This window comes from Hymenobacter cavernae (assembly GCF_014641455.1).
In the GTDB taxonomy this organism is placed as follows: domain Bacteria; phylum Bacteroidota; class Bacteroidia; order Cytophagales; family Hymenobacteraceae; genus Hymenobacter; species Hymenobacter cavernae.
Window position 1 is genome coordinate 795,087 of sequence record NZ_BMHT01000001.1, and the last position, 21,561, is coordinate 816,647.

13 protein-coding genes, 2 tRNA genes and 1 riboswitch are annotated in these 21,561 nt (G+C 55.4%); of the genes, 7 read left to right on the forward strand and 8 right to left on the reverse strand.

The features are described from left to right. Positions 1 to 245: 245 nt before the first annotated feature. The 3 genes from IEX74_RS03415 to IEX74_RS03425 form a co-directional block, all read right to left on the reverse strand. Entirely contained in the window at positions 246 to 2,816 is a 2,571-nt protein-coding gene (locus IEX74_RS03415; RefSeq protein ID WP_188810925.1) for a T9SS-dependent M36 family metallopeptidase, read from the reverse strand. Between the two features lie 379 nt (positions 2,817 to 3,195). Beyond that, positions 3,196 to 5,829 carry a T9SS-dependent M36 family metallopeptidase gene (locus tag IEX74_RS03420; protein WP_188810928.1) on the reverse strand — a complete coding sequence of 878 codons (2,634 nt, stop codon included), beginning with the start codon at positions 5,827 to 5,829 and terminating at the stop codon, positions 3,196 to 3,198. A 314-nt stretch (positions 5,830 to 6,143) separates the two neighbouring features. Continuing rightward, positions 6,144 to 6,680 (reverse strand): RNA methyltransferase, encoded by a 537-nt coding sequence (locus IEX74_RS03425; RefSeq protein WP_188810930.1) that lies wholly within the window; start codon positions 6,678 to 6,680, stop codon positions 6,144 to 6,146. Between the two features lie 159 nt (positions 6,681 to 6,839). Between IEX74_RS03425 and mutS the strand changes: the two genes are divergently transcribed. Both mutS and IEX74_RS03435 read left to right on the forward strand, forming a co-directional pair. Then, on the forward strand, positions 6,840 to 9,596 hold the full coding sequence (gene mutS, locus IEX74_RS03430) for a DNA mismatch repair protein MutS (protein ID WP_188811379.1): 2,757 nt from the start codon (positions 6,840 to 6,842) through the stop codon (positions 9,594 to 9,596). A gap of 231 nt (positions 9,597 to 9,827) precedes the next feature. Continuing rightward, positions 9,828 to 9,903, forward strand: a tRNA-Gly gene (locus IEX74_RS03435). Between the two features lie 316 nt (positions 9,904 to 10,219). Here the strand turns inward: IEX74_RS03435 and IEX74_RS23120 are convergent. After that, on the reverse strand, positions 10,220 to 10,426 hold the full coding sequence (locus IEX74_RS23120) for a hypothetical protein (RefSeq protein WP_229755098.1): 207 nt from the start codon (positions 10,424 to 10,426) through the stop codon (positions 10,220 to 10,222). Between the two features lie 84 nt (positions 10,427 to 10,510). On the opposite strand from IEX74_RS23120, the gene IEX74_RS03445 reads away from it, so the two are divergent. Beyond that, positions 10,511 to 10,593, forward strand: a tRNA-Leu gene (locus IEX74_RS03445). Positions 10,594 to 10,796: 203 nt separating this feature from the next. Here the strand turns inward: IEX74_RS03445 and dxs are convergent. After that, positions 10,797 to 12,737 carry a 1-deoxy-D-xylulose-5-phosphate synthase gene (gene dxs, locus IEX74_RS03450; protein WP_188810931.1) on the reverse strand — a complete coding sequence of 647 codons (1,941 nt, stop codon included), beginning with the start codon at positions 12,735 to 12,737 and terminating at the stop codon, positions 10,797 to 10,799. 270 nt (positions 12,738 to 13,007) lie between these two features. On the opposite strand from dxs, the gene IEX74_RS03455 reads away from it, so the two are divergent. Next, complete coding sequence (locus IEX74_RS03455; protein ID WP_188810933.1) at positions 13,008 to 14,069, forward strand: lysylphosphatidylglycerol synthase transmembrane domain-containing protein; 1,062 nt, start codon at positions 13,008 to 13,010, stop codon at positions 14,067 to 14,069. A gap of 74 nt (positions 14,070 to 14,143) precedes the next feature. Here the strand turns inward: IEX74_RS03455 and IEX74_RS03460 are convergent, their stop codons facing one another. Continuing rightward, positions 14,144 to 15,601 carry an aldehyde dehydrogenase family protein gene (locus IEX74_RS03460; protein WP_188810935.1) on the reverse strand — a complete coding sequence of 486 codons (1,458 nt, stop codon included), beginning with the start codon at positions 15,599 to 15,601 and terminating at the stop codon, positions 14,144 to 14,146. A gap of 193 nt (positions 15,602 to 15,794) precedes the next feature. Beyond that, entirely contained in the window at positions 15,795 to 16,208 is a 414-nt protein-coding gene (locus IEX74_RS03465; protein ID WP_188810937.1) for a hypothetical protein, read from the reverse strand. Between the two features lie 249 nt (positions 16,209 to 16,457). Between IEX74_RS03465 and IEX74_RS03470 the strand changes: the two genes are divergently transcribed. From IEX74_RS03470 to IEX74_RS03480, 3 genes are all read left to right on the forward strand, one after another. Beyond that, positions 16,458 to 16,754: a LysM peptidoglycan-binding domain-containing protein gene (locus tag IEX74_RS03470; RefSeq protein WP_188810939.1), complete on the forward strand. Its 297-nt coding sequence runs from the start codon at positions 16,458 to 16,460 to the stop codon at positions 16,752 to 16,754. A 296-nt stretch (positions 16,755 to 17,050) separates the two neighbouring features. Beyond that, positions 17,051 to 17,162, forward strand: a riboswitch (SAM riboswitch). Positions 17,163 to 17,532: 370 nt separating this feature from the next. Beyond that, positions 17,533 to 18,912, forward strand: a complete 1,380-nt coding sequence (locus tag IEX74_RS03475) for an O-acetylhomoserine aminocarboxypropyltransferase/cysteine synthase family protein (RefSeq protein ID WP_188810940.1) — start codon at positions 17,533 to 17,535, stop codon at positions 18,910 to 18,912. Between the two features lie 226 nt (positions 18,913 to 19,138). Next, on the forward strand, positions 19,139 to 20,173 hold the full coding sequence (locus tag IEX74_RS03480) for a homoserine O-acetyltransferase family protein (protein ID WP_188810942.1): 1,035 nt from the start codon (positions 19,139 to 19,141) through the stop codon (positions 20,171 to 20,173). Between the two features lie 106 nt (positions 20,174 to 20,279). Here IEX74_RS03480 and IEX74_RS03485 read toward each other — a convergent pair whose 3' ends face one another. Further along, complete coding sequence (locus IEX74_RS03485) at positions 20,280 to 21,515, reverse strand: alpha/beta hydrolase (RefSeq protein WP_188810944.1); 1,236 nt, start codon at positions 21,513 to 21,515, stop codon at positions 20,280 to 20,282. Positions 21,516 to 21,561: the final 46 nt, after the last annotated feature.

The following is a 21,561-nucleotide window of genomic DNA, read 5'->3' on the forward strand; positions in this document are numbered from 1 at the left end:
GCTGATAATAGCTGTGAAGGTGGTCCTTCACAGCTATTATCAGCTGTTCCTAGCCTTCTACCTAGGTTTGCCGTTCAGCGGTCCTAGGTTGCTGCACCAAGGCAGTGCTGCCTCCTTTCAACAGCAAGCGTCAGCAGGAACCTAGCGTACCACACAGATGAACTATTAGCCAACAAAAAACCCGGTGAGCAGCTGCCCACCGGGTTTTATTTCAACTGCCAGACCTAGGTCAGGCGATTTGCAGCTTAGTGCTGAATGAGCACTTTCTTGGTGAAGGTACCAGCATCCGAGCGCAGCTGCACAATGTACAGACCAGCGGCTACGCTGCTCGTGTTCAGCTGAGTGCCCTGCTGTAGCTCCACGGTTGGTACGCTAACCGTTTGTACCGTTTTGCCCAGCGTGGTCAACAAGGACACCTGCACAGGCGTCTTGCTCTTCACGGGCAGACGCACGGTCAGCTCACTGTTGGCGGGGTTTGGGTACAGCTCCAGTAGCTGGTCACGATCCTGCTGCGACTGGGTAGCTAGCACGCGGATCGGCACGAGGTAACCGGCCGTGTTGTCGGTGAGGCTGTTGCTGGAACCTTGTACGGCATCGATACCCATGCCGCGGCGGGCAAACACCTGCCAGATCAAGGCTGTGTTAGCCTTGTTGTTGTAGATGGAGTCAGCCTTCAGGATGGCATCACGACCATCCAGGAAGCCAGGACGGCATACCTGCAGTTTGCAGCCATCGAGCACTAGTTTCAGGGCAATATTGTTGCCGCCGGTTTTGGCTTTCAGGTCTTTGTTGTAGCCGTATTTTTCTACCAGCTTCCAGTTCAGATCCCACAGCGTAGCGGCCCAGATCGAGCCAATGGCGTGCACAGCGGTGTAAGCACCCGTGCCTACCAGCGCATAGGTCTGGTTGTTCACGGCGAAGTCCGTGGAGTAACGCTGCGGACGAATGCCAGGACCATCAGCAGCCGTTGATTGTGCATAGTTGCCGATACCGCGGGGGGTCTGCCCTACGTCGCCGGGCTTGGTGGTCATCCACAGACCGAAGAAGTCGCTCCAGCCTTCACCCATCTGCTCGGCATTGCCTAGGCAGTTGGAGTTCGCCGGGCCGCCGGTCAGGCGGTTGGAGATGCCGTGGCCATATTCGTGCGTGATGATGCCGTTGTCGAAGTCACCGTCGCGGGGAATTCCACCGGTTATGGCGCCGGAAGGAGTACCACCAGCAGCTAGGTTGGCTTTGAGCGCATTGCCATCAGCCAGGGAAATCATTACGGAAGGAATACCCGTGTTCGTAGTATCAGCACCAGCCCCCATCGTGATGGGGTCGCCTGCTACGTTGTTGACTACTACTACGCCTTTGGCGCCAGACAATTTAGCATTGCGCACCTTCTCCGAGAAGTCGCAGCCGCCCCGGTCCAGAACGGCTATTTTACCGCTGATGGCGGCCGCGTTGAGGAAGGGCCGCGTGCAGCCTAGGCTAGTAGAGGCGGCGTCGTTTACGAGCACAAACTGCCCGGTGAACGGAACACCCGGAGCGAGTTTCTTGCCAAAGCCGGCTGGTATTGCTTTGTAGGTGCCGGCAACCGGTGAAGGGGTGCTGATGACGAGCGAAGCCGGCGCCGACCACAGATACATCTGCATGCGGGGGCGGGAGCCATCGTTTGGGGTAGAGAAGTTGGCGTTGTCGGTGCCGCCGCCGTCCTGGGCTTCAGCCCGCACGTCGTCATTCCCCAGCCCCGTGCCGGTGTAGTTCTTCACCTGGAAGTTACCGCTCACTTCGTCAAAGCCTTTGTAGGCCATTACGTCGTGGATGATGTTATTCCAGTAGAACAAGTTGGTAATAGCCGCATCCTGGCTGGCTTGGGGCACCAACGCTGGATTGAAGGGGAAGTCGAACACTAGGTCGGTGCCGCCATCGGGGCTGTAGCCGGGTGCGTTAACATTCGCCCGGTCTTCGTAAGCGTGCACGTTGTTGCCGCGCGTGATGGTGTACTCAGGTCCGGCCACCCCGTTGGTGTCGTGCCAGCCGAAGGGCGAGTACGTGGGGTCAGCCGGGTTGACGACCACTTGGCGGGCCCCATGGATGGGGCTTTCCACCGTAATGGGCCATACCCCGTAGCTGTTTGGTGCTGCTACGCTGTTCGTTGCAACAGGCTCAGGCCAGTTTTTCGTAGCCAGGGCCTTCTGCGTAAGCTCAACAAAAGTGGTTGGCTCCGAAATGGTGTAGTCGCTCTTGTCTACTAACTGGCCAGTGCTGGCATCCACGCGCACGTTCCAGTAGTGCTCCGATTTCAGATCATCAATGGTCACGTCCCACACCAGCACTAGCTCGCCGCTTGCATTAGCCTGGTACATGAGCTTCGCGGCAATCGGCGAACGGGAGATGCCGCTTTCCGAGAAAACCATTCCTTCGGCAGGCGTGCCTGCTTTGTTCACGGTCAGGTTGCGGGGCGTAGCCAAACCTAGGGCCTTTGCTGCCGCCGCTATGCCTTGTGTAGCCGACAGCGAGGGAGTTGTCGTGCGAGCCTGAGCAGCTGCGTTGCGCACAAAATTGCTGTGCATGCTCACCACCTTCTCGCTACGATCTAGGTGCATATCAGCTTCAGCCCCGTAGATTTCGATGCCTTGGTAGCGCTGGCGCAGATAGACGTGGGTTATGTCAGAGCCTGCGTCGGTGTACGAGCTGGTTACGACTGGGTTGGCCACATCGGCCTCGCTCAGACCTAGCTTGGAGTGCTGGCTGCTAAGCTGCCGCAGAGCGCTCGTCAGCGGAGTAGACTGCGCGGCTGCCAGACCGGGCAAAGCGAGTAGGGCAGCCACAGCCAGAGGTCGACAGATAGCTGGAGTAAAAAGTGTTTTCATTAAGTATCTTGAGAGATTAGAGAAAGTTCGAAAGCAGCTGCGTGAAGGGCCGCTGTCCAAACCTATATATGAATTGTGACAATGCGAAATTTATTTCTGTATAAAATTCAGTTATTTATAAATATTGTATATGAAATATTACCTGTTTTACGGATCCAGCTGGCAGCTGGTAAATTCCTCAGCCCTCCTGCTGTCGAGCGAAGCTAAGACCGTTCGATCCGGTTGAGTAACCTAGCTTTCATTCAGAGCGGCCAAAAAGAAACCCCGCCTAGCACGGAGCCAAACGGGGTTCTTTTTGCCTGCGCAGGTAAGCTGGCTACTAGCGCCAGCCTTCCGCCTAGTGTTGCACCAAGACTTTCTTCGTTACAATACCGTTGGAAGTATTGATCTTCACCAAGTACAGACCGTTAGTCAAGGAAGCAGTATTCAACTGCGTCCCGCTCTGCTGCATGACAGCAGCCGGAACCTCGGTTGTTTGTACGGTTGCCCCTAGCATCGTCAGGAGCGAAACCTGCACGGGCGTACGGCTGCTGATCAGGGTACGCACCGTTAGCTGGCTGCTGGCCGGGTTCGGGTACACAGCTAGCATATCCTCGCTGAGCTGCTTCTGCGTGGCCAGCACGCCGGGCGGCAAGTCGAAGGCTTCCCTGTTATCGGCTACGCTTTTGCTGGAGCCTTGTACGGCGCTGTAACCTAGGCCCCGGCGGGCAAATACCTGCCAGATCAGAGCGGCATTGGCCGCCTTGTTATTGAGCGTATCAGCTTTCAGAATGGCATTGCGGCCATCTACGAAGCCCGGGGTGCAAGGCTGTAGCTTGCAGCCATCCAGCACAAGCTTCAACGCAATGTTGTTGCCACCAGTAGGGGCTTTTAGGTCAGCGTTGTAGGGGTATTTCTTGATAAGTGCCCAGTTAAGGTCCCACAGCATGGCTGCCCACACCTCCCCTACATCATGAGTTTCGCTGAACTTGCCCGCAGCAGTACCTAGCTGTCCGTACGTGAAGTTATTCACTGCAAAATCAGTAGAATAGGGCTTGTGCCGGATGCCGGCACCCGTCAGGGCGGGCAGGCCGCTCACGAAGTTGCCGATACCGCGGGGCGACTCGCCTTTGTCGCTGGGCTTGGTCGTCATCCACAGGCCGAAAAAGTCGCTCCAGCCTTCGCCCATTGTCTCATAGCCCGTCGTGTTGGGCAAGCAGTTGGAGTTAGCCGGCCCGCCAGTCAGACGCGTACTGATACCATGACCGTATTCGTGAGCCACAATGCCGTTGTCGAAGTCGCCATCGCGCACAACCGGCCCGATGGTAACGGTAACCGGATTGCCAGCGGTAATCGAGGCTCTGATTCGGTCGCTGTCGAACTTGGTAATAGCAATGGAAGGCACCCGCAAGCCAACGGTATCGGTGCTGCCCCCAATGTTGAGCAGACCAGCATCCGGAATGCTGTCGGCTACGATTACCAGCTTAGCACCAGCAGCTTGCGCATTCTTAATCTTATCAACGAAGTTACACTTACCCCGCACGATTAGCGCAATGTTGTCCTTCACGGCGGCGGCATTCACAAAGGGCGTGTTGCAGCCCCGCGCCGGATTAGTTGAGCCATCGTTTACGACAACGATAGTACCGGAAATTGTGCCTAAAGCGTTCAGGGTCTTGCCATAAGCTACACCAGCCGCCGGTACAGTCCCAGCCAAAGGAGAAGGAGCCGTGATACTGAGCAAAGCGCCGGGCCACTTATACATCTGCATCCGGGGGCGAGTGCCATCTGCAGGCGTCGAGAAGTTGGCGTTGTTGGTGCCGCTGCCGTCCTGGGCTTCAGCTTGCACGTAGTCAAGCCCGCGGCCTTGCTCAGTGTAATTCTTTGCCTGGAAGTTGCCGCTCACTTCGTCAAAGCCTTTGTAGGCCATTACGTCGTGCATCAGATTGCTCCAGTAGAACAAGTTGGTGATGGCCGCGTCCTGATTGGCATTTGCGGTGAGCAGGCTTTGATCGAATGGGAAGTCAAAGATCAGATCCGTACCACCATCGGGGCTGTAGCCGATGGCATTGGATGCGGCCCGATCTTCGTAAGCGTGCACGTTGTTGCCGCGCGTGATGGTGTACTCGGGCCCGGCCACCCCGTTGGTGTCGTGCCAGCCGAAGGGCGAGTACGTGGGGTCAGCCGGGTTGACGACCACTTGGCGGGCGCCATGAATGGGGCTTTCCACCGTAATGGGCCATACCCCGTAGCTGTTTGGTGTTGCGGTAGCACTGGAGGTAATAGGCGCAGGCCAGGCAGCGGCACCTAAACTGCGTTGCGCCAGCTCAATAAAGCTAACTGGCTCACTGACTGTATAGTCACTCTTATCTACTAATTGGCCGGTGCTGGCATCCACCCGGGCGTTCCAATAATGCTGGCCATCCTTCGGCGCAATGGTCACATCCCACACCAGCACCAGCTCACCGCTGGCAGCGGCTTGGTACATGAGCTTCACCGGAATCTTCTCCAGGGATATACCCCCTTCACTGAAGACCAAGCCTTCTTCCGGCTGGCCGTTTTGCTCTATTGTCAGGTTGCCTGGGGTAGTCAGCCCTAGGGCGCGAGCCGCTGCTGCTACTGCCTGCGCAGCCGTAAGTGTCGGGGCTTTGGCACGGGCCTGCGCGGCTACATTAGCGACAAAGTTGCTGTGCAGACTCACCAGCTTGTTTGCCCGGCTCAAGTGCAGATCGGCTTCGGCACCGTACACCTCAATGCCCTGGTACCGCTGCCGCAGGTATACGTGGGTTACCCCGGAGCCAGCATCCGTGTAAGAAGACGTAACCGCCGGATTATTGAGATCAGCCGCGCTGAGACCTAGCTTGCCGCGTTGGGTACTGAACTGACTTAGCGCAATACCCAGCGGCGTGGTTTGGGCAGCTGCCAGCCCCGGGGCCGCCAACATGGCCGCCAGCGTCAGAGCACGATAGGTAGACAGGGTAAAAGATTTACGCATAGAGTAATGTTGGGAAATTTAAGGAAGGCAATGTGGCTTTTCAAAGAAGAGCTTGATTTTCAAAGCTACACATGAATTCTCAAAGAATTACAAGAATAATTCTTTTTTACAATCCTCTATTAATCAGCAACAAGCAACATAAACAGGCCCCAGTTGGCCTCAGAGGGCGCATCACAACTACCAACAAGTGTAACCTAGGCACTGACTTCAACGGCAATGCCTAGGCTACACTTATTTGAACTTAAACAATATTTATTATAACTAAGCTAAAGCTTGCTAGGTGAGTGCCTGAGCTAACTCACACGCAGCAGCAGCTATCCAGCTAAGCCCATCTTTTTTAGAAAATCCCACAATACCACCCCAGCGGCCACCGAAACATTGAGCGAATGCTTGGTGCCAAACTGCGGAATTTCTATGGCCGCGTCGCACAGGACCAGCACTTCATCCTCTACCCCAAACACTTCGTTGCCCATCACCAGCGCATAGGCGCGGTTGGGGTCAGGCTGGAAGGTGGCCAACGACTGGCTTTGGTCCGTTTGCTCCACGGCCACGATTAAATAACCCGCCGCTTTCAACTGCCGGATGGCTTCGCTGGTCGTCGGCGCGTATTCCCACACCACCGACTCAGTACTGCCTAGGGCTGTCTTGGTGATTTCGCGCTGAGGTGGGCGCCCCGTGATGCCACAGAGCCATACTTTCTCCACCGCAAAGGCATCGGCGGTGCGGAAGGCAGCGCCTACATTGTGCAGGCTGCGCACGTTGTCGAGGACGAGGGTTAGGGGGAATTTTTGCGTATTTTTGAAGTCTGTCACCGTCAGCCGGTTCAGCTCTTCCATCGTGAGTTTGCGCATATGCAAAGGTAGGAACGCGCATCGGTGCCGCCGACGTTGACAATCAGAACCTGGCAACCTAGGTTCAGCGAAGTATGCCGGCCCGGCCGCTTTGCTCTTTAACTCCGTTTCTTCCCGCTCGTGAAAACAAGTACCGCCTCCCCTAAGAAGCCCATTCCGATGCACGGCACGCTCGGCCCCGCGCCCGTGGCCGATACCCCGCTGATGAAGCAGTACTATGCTCTAAAGCAGCAGCATCCGGGCGCGCTCATCCTGTTCCGCGTGGGCGACTTCTACGAAACCTTCGGCGAGGATGCCGTCACCACGAGCCGCATCCTGGATATCGTGCTCACGAAGCGCGGCGCTGGCACACCCGCCGAAACGCAACTCGCTGGCTTTCCGCATCATTCCCTCGATACGCACCTGCCTAAGCTCGTGCGTGCCGGCCAGCGCGTCGCCATCTGCGACCAGCTTGAAGATCCGAAGCTAGCCAAAGGCCTAGTGAAGCGCGGCATCACGGAGCTGGTCACGCCCGGCGTTTCCTTCAACGACAACGTGCTGGAACGCAAGAGCAACAACTACCTGTGTGCCATTCACTTCGGCAAGCAGGAAGCCGGTATTTCCTTCCTCGATATCAGCACCGGCGAGTTCCTGGTGGCGCAAGGTGACCGGGCATACCTAGGTAAGCTCCTGCAAAACTTCGCGCCGGCCGAGGTCTTGTTCTGCAAGAAAAGCCGCGCCGAGTTCGAGCAGCATTACGGCCCCGACTTCTGCCATTATGCCTTGGATGAGTGGGTTTTCGGCTTCGACTACGCCCACGACACACTTACGCGTCACTTCAAAACGACTTCGCTCAAAGGCTTTGGCATTGATGGACTGCGCGAGGGCATCACGGCTGCTGGCTGCATTCTGCACTACCTGGCCGAGACCAAGCACACCGACGTCGGTCACATTGCCGGTATCGGGCGCCTGGAGGAAGATAAGTACGTGTGGCTCGACCGCTTCACGGTGCGCAACCTGGAACTGGTACTGCCCCAGCACGTCGGGGGTGTGCCTCTCATCGACATTCTCGACCAAACCGTGACGCCGATGGGTGCCCGCCTGCTGCGCAAGTGGGTGGTGCTGCCGCTAAAAGAGCCCGCCCAGATTCAGCGCCGCCTCGATACCGTAGACGCCCTGCTGCAAGACGACGAACTCCTAGGTCAGCTCACGCAGCACTTACGTCAGATCAACGACTTAGAGCGGCTTATTTCCAAAGTTGCCGTACGCCGCGTCAATCCGCGGGAGCTGTTGCAGCTCAGTCGCGCCCTCGATGCCATCGAGCCGATGCGGGCGCTCCTGGCGGGCTCCGGAATCCGGGCATTGCAGAAATCGGCCGATCAGCTTAATCCATGCGCCACATTGCGCGAAGAAATCAAGGCCAAGATCAAGCAGGATGCCCCGCTGCTCACCAATCAAGGCAACGTGTTAAATGACGGTGTTGACAAGGAGTTGGACGAGCTGCGCAGCATCGCTTTTTCGGGCAAAGACTACCTGTTGCAGATTCAGCAGCGCGAGCAGCAAAACACGGGCATCTCTTCGCTGAAAGTTGCTTATAATAAAGTCTTTGGCTACTATCTGGAGGTATCGAACGCGCACAAGAACAAGGTACCTAGCTCCTGGATTCGCAAGCAGACGCTGGTCAATGCCGAACGCTACATCACCGAGGAGCTAAAGACCTACGAGGAGAAGATCCTGCACGCCGAAGATCGTCTGTTTGTGCTGGAGCAGCAGATTTACAACGATCTGGTGCTGCTGGCGATGGACTTCGTGCCGCAGATTCAGCAGAACGCCCGCGCTATCGGCATCACCGACTGCTTGGCTAGCTTTGCTACTACGGCGCGGCAGTACAACTACGTGAAGCCTATCGTGAACGACACCACGGTGCTCGACATCAAGCAAGGCCGTCACCCGGTTATCGAGCGGCAGCTGCCAGTTGGCGAATCCTACATTCCCAACGACATTCGTCTGGATCAGGATGAGCAGCAAATCGTGGTGATTACCGGGCCGAACATGGCCGGTAAGTCGGCGCTGCTACGGCAAACGGCGCTGATTGTGCTGCTGGCACAGATCGGCTCTTTCGTGCCCGCTGAAGCTGCCACCATCGGCGTCATCGACAAGATCTTCACCCGTGTGGGCGCTTCCGATAACCTGAGCAAGGGCGAAAGCACCTTCATGGTGGAAATGACCGAAACAGCCAGCATCCTCAACAACCTCTCCGACCGCAGCCTCGTGCTGATGGACGAAATCGGGCGCGGCACCAGCACCTACGACGGCATCAGCATTGCGTGGGCCATTGTGGAGCACCTGCACAACAATCCGAAGGCAAAAGCCAAAACGCTCTTCGCCACGCACTACCACGAACTCAACCAGCTCGCCGAAGACTGCCCTAGGGTCCGCAACTTCAACGTAGCCGTGAAGGAAGCCGACGGCCGTATCCTGTTTATGCGCAAGCTGGTGGCGGGCGGCTCCGAGCATAGCTTCGGCATTCATGTGGCCCGAATGGCTGGTATGCCCACCGCTGTCGTGCTGCGCGCCAATGAAATTATGCACCACTTGGAGCAGGAACGAACCAACACCAGTTTGGAAGATGGCCCAACGGAGTTTGACGATGTACTGGCAGGCTTGGAAGCCGAACCGGCAGCAACCGGCGGCAAAGTAGTTCCCCTGAACAGTCAATCCTCAGATGACCAAGCAGCCCGCGGACCTAGGCCACAACCTGCCGCAGCCGTGGCTAGCGTCCCAAGACCTAGCTTGCAGCTCAGCATGTTTGAGCCCGCTGACCCGGCCCTAGAGCGCGTGCGCGACCTTCTCCAACACCTCGACGTGAACACCCTCACCCCTATCGACGCACTGCTTAAACTGAATGAATTGAAGCTAGCCCTAGGTAATCAGTAAATCTGAGCGATAGCCAGGCAGCGAGCAGCAGGAGTGCTTACCATCTCGATCATTCCTGCTGCTCGCTTTTCGAAGTGCAACAAAAAACTTAGTAAAAAAAGCCCCTGATAATGAGCTAGAAGCATTTTCAAGAGAAAGATTTCACGACTTTTTTTCTTCCGCCTCTTGACAGAAAGAAAAACCCTTGTACCTTTGTCGCACCATTCGCCACCGCAACAACGCGGACGATACGCGAGAGTAGCTCAGTTGGTAGAGCGCGACCTTGCCAAGGTCGAGGTCGCGGGTTCGAACCCCGTCTCCCGCTCCAAACAAAAGAGACGTTGCTTTTCAGCAACGTCTCTTTTGTTTTTACTCCAAAAAAGGCAGAGGTCGGGGTTTTCTTTTCTTGTGTGTCTACCTTGTTAGCAGTGGTTTTCATGCTGCACTGAACAATCCCAGACATGCCGCCGAAAGTAGCCGACGTACAATTCCGCGAAGTAGTAGCGCAAAGCTTATCAGTCGCCCAAGTAATCGTACGGCTAGGTTTGGTGCCGGCGGGCGGCAATTACAAAACTGTCCAGACGCGTATTGCTACGCTACAATTGGACACCAGCCACTTTACAGGCCAAGGCTGGAACAGCGGATCACGCTATCGAAAGTTCGGGAAGAGCAAACCATTGACTGACATTTTGGTGGAGCACTCCCCTTATAAGTTCACGCACGGCTTGCGCAACCGATTGCTGAAAGAAGCTGTAAAAGAGCACTATTGCGAAGCTTGCGCGTTGCGTGAATGGTTTGGTCAGCCAATTCCATTGGAGTTGCACCACATAAATGGTCGCAATGATGACCATAGAATAGAAAATTTGCAGTTACTTTGTCCTAATTGTCACGCACAGACTTCGTCTTACCGGGGCAAGAGCCAACATAAGGCACAGGCCGGAGTGGTGGAACAGGTAGACACGAGGGACTTAAAATCCCTTGCCGAATAGGCGTACGGGTTCGATTCCCGTCTCTGGTACGACGAGGGGCCTCCTTAGCTAATTGCTGAGGAGGCCTTTTGTTGTTTAGTCCTTTATCAAAGCAAAGCCCCTAGCGCACGGTTAGTGGAGAAAGCTCCTTTGCTTACCGTCGCTTCGACGACTTTAATTTGTATTACTACAAAAAGCCCCGCTAGACCGAAATCCAACGGGGCTTTTCTGTTTTCAGAAACCTAGCTTTTCGCTACAGAATCACCGTTTCGATGCCAAGCTGTGCGGCTACTTTGCCGGTTAGCTCACGAACGGCGGCAGCAATGCCAGCAGCATCGAAGCCGCACTCTTTGTAGAGTTCGTCTTGTGTGCCGTGCTCTATTACGCGGTCCGGGATGCCGAGGCGCTTCACAGGAATGCTGTAGCCATGGTCGGCTACGAACTCTAGGATAGCGGAGCCGAATCCACCTTGCAGACAGCCGTCTTCTACCGTCACAATGGCTTTGTAGCGACTTAGAATGTCGTGCAGCATCTCCTCGTCGAGCGGCTTCGCAAAGCGCATATCATAGTGCCCAGGCTCTAGGCCTTCGGCTAGCAACTGATTCGTGGCACGTACGGCGTAGTTGCCTATGTGGCCGAAGCTCAGGATAGCTACACCTTCCCCTTCACGAACAACACGACCGGTGCCCACCGTGATTTTCTTGAACGGCGTACGCCATTCCGGCATCACACCTTCACCACGTGGGTAACGGATGCTGAACGGGCCAGCGTCGGGCAGTTGTGCGGTGTACATGAGGTTGCGCAGTTCGCTTTCGTTCATTGGAGCTGATACCACCATATTCGGGATGCAGCGCATGTAGGCGATGTCGTAGGAGCCGTGGTGCGTGGGACCATCAGCACCAGCGAACCCAGCACGATCGAGGCAGAACACGACGTTCAGGTTTTGCAGCGCGACATCGTGCACCACTTGGTCGTAGGCGCGCTGCATGAACGAAGAGTAGATATTGCAGAACGGCACCAAACCTTGCGTAGCGAGGCCAGCTGAGAACACCACAGCGTGCTGCTCGGCAATGCCCACATCGAAGGCACGATTCGGCATCGCCTCCATCATGATGTTCAGCGACGAGCCGGAAGGCATAGCCGGCGTTACACCCATGATCTTGGCGTTCTGCTCGGCTAACTCTACAATGGTATGCCCAAACACATCCTGATACTTCGGCGGCTGGGGCTTGTCGTGGTGCTTCTTATAGATCTCGCCCGTAATCTTATCGAACAAGCCGGGCGCGTGCCACAGCGTTTGGTCTTTTTCGGCCAGAGCATAGCCTTTGCCTTTTACCGTAACACAGTGCAGAATTTTGGGACCGGGAATGCTGCGCAGGTCACGCAGAATGGTCACCAAGTGGTTGACATCGTGCCCATCAACCGGGCCGAAGTAGCGGAATTTCAGCGCCTCAAATAGATTACTTTGTTTCATCAAAGTAGCCTTCATGGCGGTTTCCACTTTGCGGGCAATGTGTTGCGGGTTAGGACCGAACTTGCTCAGCTTACCTAGCACATTCCACAGCTCGTCGCGCACTTTGTTGTAGGTGCGGGAAGTGGTGATGTCGGTCAGATATTCTTTGAGCGCGCCCACGTTGGGGTCGATGCTCATGCAATTGTCATTAAGAATCACCAGCAGGTTCGACTTCTCAACGCCCGCATGATTCAACGCTTCGAAGGCCATACCGGCTGTCATGGACCCATCACCGATAACGGCAATATGCTGACGATCTTTCTCGCCTTTGTACTCCGAAGCTACCGCCATACCTAGGGCTGCGCCAATGCTAGTGCTGCTGTGGCCGACGCCGAAGGCATCGTACTCACTTTCACTACGCTTCGGGAAGCCCGACATGCCACCGTAGCGGCGATTAGTTGGGAAACGGTCGCGCCGGCCGGTCAGTATCTTGTGGCCGTAAGCCTGGTGGCCCACATCCCACACGAGCTGGTCGTAGGGCGTGTTGAAGATATAATGCAACGCCACCGTCAGCTCCACTACACCGAGTGAAGCCCCGAAATGACCGCCATAAATCGAAACTGAATCGATAATAAATTGTCGGAGTTCCTGGCTCAGTTGCACCAGTTGATCTTCGGAAAGCTTCTTAAGATCATCGGGCGAGTTTACAGCCGCCAGCAATTCACCAGGTTCGACAATCATCGTAGGAAAAAAACAAGGAGTAAATAACTGTGGGCAACAGACGTAAGAGGTGAAATGTTAAGCCTAGCTGTCAGTTGCGCTAACACGTACAACAGCCAAAGTTACGGGTTTTCCAGTTGACCGGTTGTTGTGTTTACCCGACAAGCTCAGCCTTTTCACCTTAGACTAGTACAAATACGGAGCCACGCACCTTACATAATTCCCGACTGCTGGGGCGTTCATGCGCCCGGCGGCCGATAATGCCTATTTTTGCCCACCCAGCTTACGCCTATGCCCCTTACCCAGCAAAGTCAAGATCAGCAGCTTCTGGATAAGCTCAAGCCCTCGCGCATTATCCTGCCCGTTCTCATCGGCATTGGGGTCGTAGGCTTCATGTTTTGGCGGAGTTATCATCCTGGCGACCTAGCTCCGCTCCGCGAGGCCAAGTTCCAATGGCTCCTGATTACGCTGGCCGTGCTGGTGGCCCGCGACCTAGGTTACATTTACCGCATCCGCGAAATCTCGGAACGCGTGCTTAGCTGGCGCCAAAGCCTAGATGTGATTATGATTTGGGAGTTTGCCTCCTGCGTGCTCCCATCGGCGGCGGGTGGCACATCGGTAGCGCCGTTTATTCTGAACAAGGAAGGCATCACCCTAGGTAAGTCTCTGGCCTACGTGATGGTAACGGCCTTGCTGGACAATATTTACTACGTTATAGCGGTGCCGCTGGTGGTGCTCTGGGCGGGCGAAGGATTGTTCCCAGATGAGCTGAAAGGCGCTTTCGCAGCGTCACTACGCGTTGCTTTTGTCGTGAGCTACGTGTCCGTGACTTTGTACGCGGGGGCCATGATTTACGCCTTGTTCATTAGCCCGACTGCTATGAAGCGGTTTTTGGTGCGGCTGTTCTCGTTTCGGCTGCTACGCCGCTGGCGTCCTAATGCGTACAAGCACGGCAAGGAGATGATGCTAGCTTCGGCCCAGCTCCGCGGCAACAAAGCAGGCTACTGGATACGAACCGCGCTGGCCACGGCCTTCGTCTGGACGGCGCGCTACCTGATCATCGGCTGCATCATTGCCGCTTTCATTCCGATCAACTTCGGCGAGTTCTGGGTTATTTTCAGCCGCAACATGATCTATAAAGTCGTGCTGCTGGTCGCTATTACGCCCGGCGGCGCAGGCATTGCGGAAGGCGCTTTCCCGATCTTCTTCGGGCGCTTTATCGGCACGCCGACCATGACCAACTTCGTGATTTTGTTCTACCGCATCGTCACGTATTACCTGTATTTGGTGCTGGGCGCCGTGTTCCTGCCGCGCTGGGTAGCGCGGGTGTTCAGGCGTTCGGCTACCGTCTAATACGACTTCACCCCTAGCCTTCCGTGATAAGTAGAAAGCTAGGGGTGAATCATTTACAGCTCAGCAAAAGCTCCTTAAATCGGATACTGACGCGGCTCGTGCTGCACGGATACCCACTGCACTCGGGTCATTTCATCCATTACCCACTCGCCACCAAAGCGACCTAGGCCTGACTCCCGCTCCCCGCCGAAAGGCGCGTTGGGCTCGTCGTTCACGCTCTGGTCGTTTACGTGAATCATGCCGGTTTCTACTTGGCGGGCCAGTTGCACACCGCGCTCTACGTTGCGGGTGTGCAGGGCGCCACTGAGGCCAAAATCCAGCTCGTTAGCTAGCTTCAGCAATTCTTGTTCATCCTTGAAGGCAATAACTGGCGCCACTGGGCCGAAAATTTCGTTGTGCGCAATGGGCATATTGTTGCGCACGTTGGTCATCACCGTTGGGTACAGCACCGCGCCTTCGGCCTGGCCGCCACATTCTATTTTGGCGCCCTGAGCTACGCTTTCTTCGATGTCTTTCTGAATACGCTTCACTTGCTTCTCATCGATGAGCGGACCGATGTCGGTGTCCCGGTCGCGCGGGTCGCCTACTTTCAGGGCTTTGGTGCGCTCCACCAGCTTGCCGCAGAACTCACCGTACACGGCCTCGTGCACCAGGAAGCGGTTGACAGCCATGCAGATTTGGCCCTGGTGCATGAATTTGCCCATCATAGCGGCGGCTACTGCCTGGTCAATATCCGCGTCCTCCAGCACGATAAACACATTGTTGCCACCTAGCTCTAGCGCCACTTTCTTGAGGTTTTCGCCGGCCAGCTTTCCGATGCCTTTGCCCACTGGCGTAGAGCCAGTGAACGAAATCAGCTTCGGAATAGGGTGCGCCACAAACGGGTCGCCAATCACCGACGACTTACCGACTACCACGTTGAAAACGCCTTTCGGCAAGCCAGCTTCTTCGAACAGCTTGGCTAGCAGCGTGCCACCCGTCACGGGCGTTTGCGAGGCTGGTTTCACCACAATGGCATTGCCGCAACCTAGGGCCGGTGCGATAGAGCGCATCGACAAGTGCACCGGGAAATTCCAGGGGCTAATGATGCCGATTACGCCCAGCGGCTTCCGGTACACGCGGCTTTCTTTGCCGGGAATGCTCGAGGGCAGGATGAAGCCGTGCAAACGACTCGGGAAAGTTGACGCTTCAATAATCACCTCGCGGGCCAGCATCACTTCAATTTCGCCTTTGGCGTGGGCGCCACCCGCTTCCTGGGCAATCCAGTGGGCAAATTCATCCTTGCGGGCCAGCAGAATGTCAGCTGCTTTCAGCAGTACATCCCGCCGTTCTTGCGGCAGAAGCGCGGCCCACGTTACACCAGCGCGCTGGGCGGCTTCGTAGGCTTCATTCAGCTCGGCCAGGCCGGCGCAATTTATTTCCACCAGCACCGAATTATCATACGGATTGATGTCCTGGATAGTATCGTCTTCGCGGCCGTCGCGCCAGACGCCATCGATGTACTGCTTATTCAGCTCTTTGTAGGGTTCCATGTTGTGGTTGAGGGTTGGTAGATTTTGCCCCTGAGGACAGCAGATCAAAGCCGATTAACCTAGGTTTCTTCGGGTTTGTTTGACCCTAGCTCCAGAAGCTCAACCACAACGAACAGCACAAAAAAGCCCTTCTACGTGCTGTAGAAGGGCTTTTTTGTCAACATGTTCAAAATTTGGCTTTTGTCAACCTAGGTTAGTCAGCCTCCAGCATCATCTGCGAGCCATCGGGGGCTTTCAGTGTGATTTCGTCCTTGGTCAGGTTCACCACATCGAAGGTCAGCGAATTAGGTGCGCCATCAGGAGTCAGCGTGATTTTCTTGCCGGCTTGGTCAAACGTGTACTTGCCCTGCATCGACTGTGCGGGCGAGGTCATGTTGAAGTTGCCGTTAGCGTAGAAGCGCAGCTCCGTTTTCTTGTCGGCGCTTGTCTGGGCTACCTTTTCGCCGCTGGCGCTGGTTTCTTTGTTGGTTTTCCAAACTTTGCTTTCTGTGCCGTAGAGCAGGTTGGTGTCGCCTACTTCATTTTTCTGGCTACAGCTGAAGGTAAACAATGATACTAGCACCAACAGGCTAGCCAGGTAGCGCAAGGGAGATGACAGGGTTTTCATACTAATTTGGGGGTAAGGTTAGGGAGAGAGAAAGGTTTGTGAAGGTTCCGCAGTTGTCCGTTAGAAACAACTGTGCAGATGGGCTTCATACGATGAAGCGTGCCTAGGGTTAATTGTGGCGCTCAGGCCGTTAACTAAGAGCAACTTAATCATTGTCCCCCCGTACTGTTCTCTATGATTAGCTGGCGCTGTTTTACTAGGGCTCGGCTGTCGTACTCTCTCCCTCTTACTTCTAACCGACACACAAGCATGGGACTATTTGATTTTCTCAATAAAGGCGAAGAAAAACCGGTTCAACCAGCTGCCAAGCCTGCTGCCGGTGCTACTGATTTCTTTGGCAGCAACGCGGCTCAGCCCGCCGCGGCCACTACTACCCAAGGTGACTCCTACACGGTGGTGAGTGGCGATTCGCTCTCTAAAATTGCCAAACATCATTACGGCGATGCCACCAAATGGCATCAGATCTACGAAGCCAACAAGGCTACCATCGGTGCCAACCCCGACCATATCGAGGTAGGTCAAGTGCTTACCCTTCCTAAAATCTAGTTCATACCTTTCGCGCAAAAAAGGTAAAAGACGCCGTATCATCTTGGTACGGCGTTTTTGTTTGCCCTAATCAGAGAAGAAGTTGTCATTTTACGTATCCAACAGCGACAAGGATCAAATCCAGTTAATGACCCAGGTTGATTAACTCAGGTTCCTCACGCTACTTCGAATGGCAAAGCGTAGCACCAAAAATTTTCAACTTTTTTTCTGGTGCATTTGCAATTCTAAATTCCAGCTGTACATTTGCCCTCACCAACCCGGTACTCCTCCGTTAGAGACGGAGCAGTTTTTTTAAGAATTTATACAGAAGCGGCGAGAGATTAGGCTCCGAGACCCGCTGGCAACCATCGATCATCGAAAGGTGCCAATTCCTGCCCACTCAAAAATTGAAAGTGGGAAATATAAGTTGAGTACCATGAAAAACCCCCAGCTTACCCTCGATTACCTTTCTGCTTCCGCTGCCGGCACGCTGACGGATTCTCGCGTTCTGGCTTCGGCCAATAGCTGCTCCTGCACTTTGCTAGCCAGCCCCGCAGTCATGCGAATGCGAATGCGCACTTGTGGCGCGTGTTGTTGCTAGGCTCTTCCTAGCTTTCCTTCCCGCTTTTCTTTTAACCTACTGGCACTAAGCGCTTTTCTATGCGCTGCTACCTAGGTTTCTCTGCTCCGTAACGCCTAATCCGGCCCCGGAGCAGCCCTCAGCGGGATCTTTGTGCACTCTCAGTTGCACTTTTCCAATTGGCTTCAAAAACTCCTCTTTCTTATACTTCTCTCACTCATGTCAACGCAAAACTTCCACTTCGAGACTCTCCAACTCCACGCTGGTCAGCAGCCTGACCCCGTTACCGGCTCCCGCGCCGTCCCGATTCACCAGACAACTTCGTATGTGTTTAAGAACGCTGAGCATGGAGCTAACCTATTTGCTCTGAAGGAGTTCGGCAACATCTACACCCGTCTGATGAACCCCACGACGGACGTGTTTGAGCAGCGGGTAGCCGCGCTGGAAGGTGGTGTAGCCGCGTTGGCGGTAAGCTCGGGGCAGGCAGCGCAGTTCATTGCTCTGAACAACATTCTGCAAGCCGGCGACAACTTCGTTAGCACGTCTTTCCTCTACGGTGGCACCTACAACCAATTCAAAGTAGCGTTCAAGCGCCTAGGCATTGAAGCTCGCTTCGCTGACGGCGACAACCCTGAGAGCTTCGAAGCCCTGATTGACAACAATACCAAGGCTATCTACCTGGAAACCATCGGCAACCCTAGCTTTAGCGTGCCGGATTTCGAAAAGATTGCGGCTATTGCCGAGAAGTACGACCTGCCGCTGGTTGTTGATAACACCTTCGGCGCGGGTGGTTTCCTGTTCCGCCCCTTGGAGCACGGCGCGCACATCGTGGTAGAATCGGCTACCAAGTGGATCGGCGGCCACGGCACCAGCATCGGCGGCGTGATTGTGGACGGCGGTAAGTATGACTTCGGCAACGGCAAGTTCCCGCAGTTCACCGAGCCGAGCGAAGGCTACCACGGCCTCGTGTTCAACGACGTATTCGGCAAAGGTGGCCCGTTCGGCAACATTGCCTTCATCATCCGTGCTCGGGTAGAAGGTCTGCGCGACTTTGGTCCGGCAATCAGCCCCTTCAACTCGTTCCAACTACTGATCGGTCTCGAAACCTTGTCGTTGCGCGTGGAGCGCACGGTGGAAAATGCCCTGAAAGTAGCTACGTGGCTGGAGCAGCACCCACAGGTAGAAAGCGTAAACTACCCTGGCCTGAAGAGCAGTCCTTATTACAACCTAGCTCAGAAGTACCTGACCAAAGGTGCGGGCGGGGTATTGACTTTCAGCATCAAAGGCAGCAAAGTCACCGCCACGAAGTTCATCGATAACCTGAAGCTGGTGAGCCACTTGGCCAACGTAGGTGATGCCAAGACGCTGATCATTCAGCCTTCGGCCACTACGCACCAGCAGCTATCGGAGGAAGAGCAGCACGCCGCCGGCGTAACGCCCACGCTCCTCCGCCTGTCGGTTGGCATCGAGCACTTCGAAGATATCAAGGCTGATTTGTCGGCCGCTTTCGACGCCGTAGCTAATGCCGCTACACCCGACGAGGCTGAAAGCGCCCTGCTAAAGCCGGAAGTAGAACACGCGCAGCCGCTGGAAGTCTAAAGAGGAGACATAAGCGGAAGCGTATGAGTCGTACGCTCCCGCTATTCCTTGGCTGTCGTTTGCGGGTGGTAAAGTTGGTTTTTTGAGAGGGACCGAACCTAGCTATCCTTCAGTAGTCTTCAGGTTGAGCCGGCGTTGGCGAACGTAAATTCAGGGGTGGGTTAACAATCTGCCAACGCATCGGTTCAACCTGGGCTATTGAGAAGCTTTTTTGTTTTTGTGCTGAATGACCGAAAGCCAGCTTTTTAATCTTCCTACTCCTCTACAGCTTGAAAGCGGGGCCACGCTACCAGCTGTGCAGGTTGCTTACCACACCTACGGCACGCTCAACGCGGCCCAGGACAATGTGGTCTGGGTTTGCCATGCCCTGACCGCCAATGCCGACGTGCTAGGTTGGTGGCTGGGCCTGTTTGGTCCTTCGTTTTTCTTTGACCCTGCCGATTATTTCATCATCTGCGCCAACGTGCTTGGTTCGTGCTACGGCTCTATGGGGCCGCTCACGCCTGTTACGGATAATGGCGAACCACTTTACCACGAGTTTCCGCTCATTACCATCCGAGACATGGTAGCCGCGCACGATCAGTTGCGGCGGCACCTAGGTCTCACCAAGATTCACACGCTTATTGGCGGTTCGCTCGGCGGACAGCAGGCAGTAGAATGGGCGATTCAGCAACCGACGCTTTTCGAAAACCTCATCTTATTAGCTACCAACGCCCGGCATTCTCCCTGGGGCATTGCTTTTAACGAATCGCAACGGCTTGCTATTCAGGCTGACCATACCTACTATTCAGCTACGCCGGAAGGCGGTCAGCAAGGTTTGAAAGCGGCTCGGGCAATGGCACTACTGAGCTACCGCAGCTACGAGGCCTACGGCACGACGCAGGCGGAGCTTACCGATGAAAAACTAGACCACTTTCGAGCTAGCTCTTACCAGCAATATCAGGGCGACAAGCTGGTGGCGCGCTTCAATGCCTATACTTACGTGGCGCTTTCCAAAGCCATGGACTCGCACAACGTAGGGCGTGGGCGTGGTGACCTAGCTACGGCGCTCGGCCAGGTTCAGGCGCGTACGCTGGTCGTTGGCATTACGTCGGATGTGCTGTTTCCGCCGATTGAGCAGCAATTATTGGCGCGTTATATTCACGGCGCGCAGTACGTGGAGATGGAGTCGCAATTCGGCCACGATGGCTTCTTGATTGAAACCGTGCAGATTACCAACTTCCTGGAACGATTCTACTCTCGTAAGCTAGTGCATTCTTGACTTGCTGTAGCGTCTTTTGATGATTGATCAGCAGAGAATAATAAAGCTAGCGCCGCTCTGGTGACTTGAATAAAGTTGCCGGGGCGGCGCTAGCTCTATTTTAGAACTATTCAAATACAATGCGTTGCGGCACAATTCCTTCACCACGCAGCACATATAAGCCTGCTTTCAGCGAACCCCGAGGCAATACAAACTCCGGCTGCGACCAGCGAAACCGGCGCACGATGCGGCTGGTAGCGTCAAGCAGCTCTATCTCGCGCGGTTGAAATGCGACATTGCCAGGTGCCAGCAGCCGCACGGCATCGATGGCTGGCGTTGGGTACACTTGTACGGCGAGGGAAGGTTTTGCGGCTTTAGTAGCCGTAATGATTGTGCCCGGCTGCCGAAGAAGCGGACGGAGAAAGTCGCGCACAACGCGGAACGTGGTATCCATGTAGGCCACGCTTGGCTCCGAGACTCCATTGTACGGAACGTGGTTGGCACCTTTGAACGTGTACAGCGTGTTAGGAACGCCCACAGCATCCGCGCGCACTTTGATAATGCCGCTGCCGTAGAGCTGCTGGGGTGGCAGGCCGAAGCCGGGCTTGCCGGAGTTGTAGGGCACCCTGTTGTCGTTGGTGCCGTGCAGGCTTACCAGCGGCACGCTGCCGGCCTCCAGCCACTCGCGCCGACCCAGCGCACCGCACAAATTCACCACGCCACGCACGGCGCTCGAGTAACCTAGGTTGTTGCTCCCTTCTAAGCCGCCGAGCGCTGCGGCATCGTAGAAGCTAGGTACTTCACTCAGCTTGTCGAGGTAGCCGGTTTGCAGCGCCACAAACGCGCCGGCCGAAGAGCCGCCCGCGAAGATATAGCCGGAGTGAATACGATACTGCCGGTTGGTAGCGGCGTCTTTGCGGAAGAAGCGCACGGCTGCTCGCATATCCTGAGTGGCAAGCAGCGCCCCTTTCGCAAAATTGATGGTGTCGCCGGGCAGGAGTAATTGAATCAGGCTCAGCAGTCGATAATCAATGCTAGCCGTGACGTAGCCTAGCCGGGCAAAGCGGGTGCAGATTTCCGTCATGGGCTGGTCGCTTTTGGTGCCCTGCACAAAAGCGCCTTCGTGGGCCATAATGAGCAGCGGACGGCGCACTGCCGTATCGCCGGCCGGCTCGTAAATGTCCATTACTAGTTGCTGTGGAAGGCCGATTAACGTATTCGCTGAACCATACACGACATCTCGGGTCACCCTTACATCAGGAAATATGGGCTTGTAGTAACGGCCGCCGGTAGTATCGATTTGGGCAAAAGCCGAACGACTTGCCAGCAATGCCAGCAACAGGAAAATAAAGGCATTGCGCATGATTAACAGGGGCTTAGCTAATACCTAGGTTGACGCAAGGCTAGCT

Coding starts and splice junctions, on each gene's coding strand:
- IEX74_RS03420 (WP_188810928.1), bottom strand. CDS start 5,829: ATGCGTAAATCTTTTACCCTGTCTACCTATCGTGCTCTGACGCTGGCG.
- IEX74_RS03425 (WP_188810930.1), bottom strand. CDS start 6,680: ATGCGCAAACTCACGATGGAAGAGCTGAACCGGCTGACGGTGACAGAC.
- mutS (WP_188811379.1), top strand. CDS start 6,840: ATGCACGGCACGCTCGGCCCCGCGCCCGTGGCCGATACCCCGCTGATG.
- IEX74_RS23120 (WP_229755098.1), bottom strand. CDS start 10,426: ATGGTCATCATTGCGACCATTTATGTGGTGCAACTCCAATGGAATTGG.
- dxs (WP_188810931.1), bottom strand. CDS start 12,737: ATGATTGTCGAACCTGGTGAATTGCTGGCGGCTGTAAACTCGCCCGAT.
- IEX74_RS03455 (WP_188810933.1), top strand. CDS start 13,008: ATGCCCCTTACCCAGCAAAGTCAAGATCAGCAGCTTCTGGATAAGCTC.
- IEX74_RS03460 (WP_188810935.1), bottom strand. CDS start 15,601: ATGGAACCCTACAAAGAGCTGAATAAGCAGTACATCGATGGCGTCTGG.
- IEX74_RS03465 (WP_188810937.1), bottom strand. CDS start 16,208: ATGAAAACCCTGTCATCTCCCTTGCGCTACCTGGCTAGCCTGTTGGTG.
- IEX74_RS03470 (WP_188810939.1), top strand. CDS start 16,458: ATGGGACTATTTGATTTTCTCAATAAAGGCGAAGAAAAACCGGTTCAA.
- IEX74_RS03475 (WP_188810940.1), top strand. CDS start 17,533: ATGTCAACGCAAAACTTCCACTTCGAGACTCTCCAACTCCACGCTGGT.
- IEX74_RS03480 (WP_188810942.1), top strand. CDS start 19,139: ATGACCGAAAGCCAGCTTTTTAATCTTCCTACTCCTCTACAGCTTGAA.
- IEX74_RS03485 (WP_188810944.1), bottom strand. CDS start 21,515: ATGCGCAATGCCTTTATTTTCCTGTTGCTGGCATTGCTGGCAAGTCGT.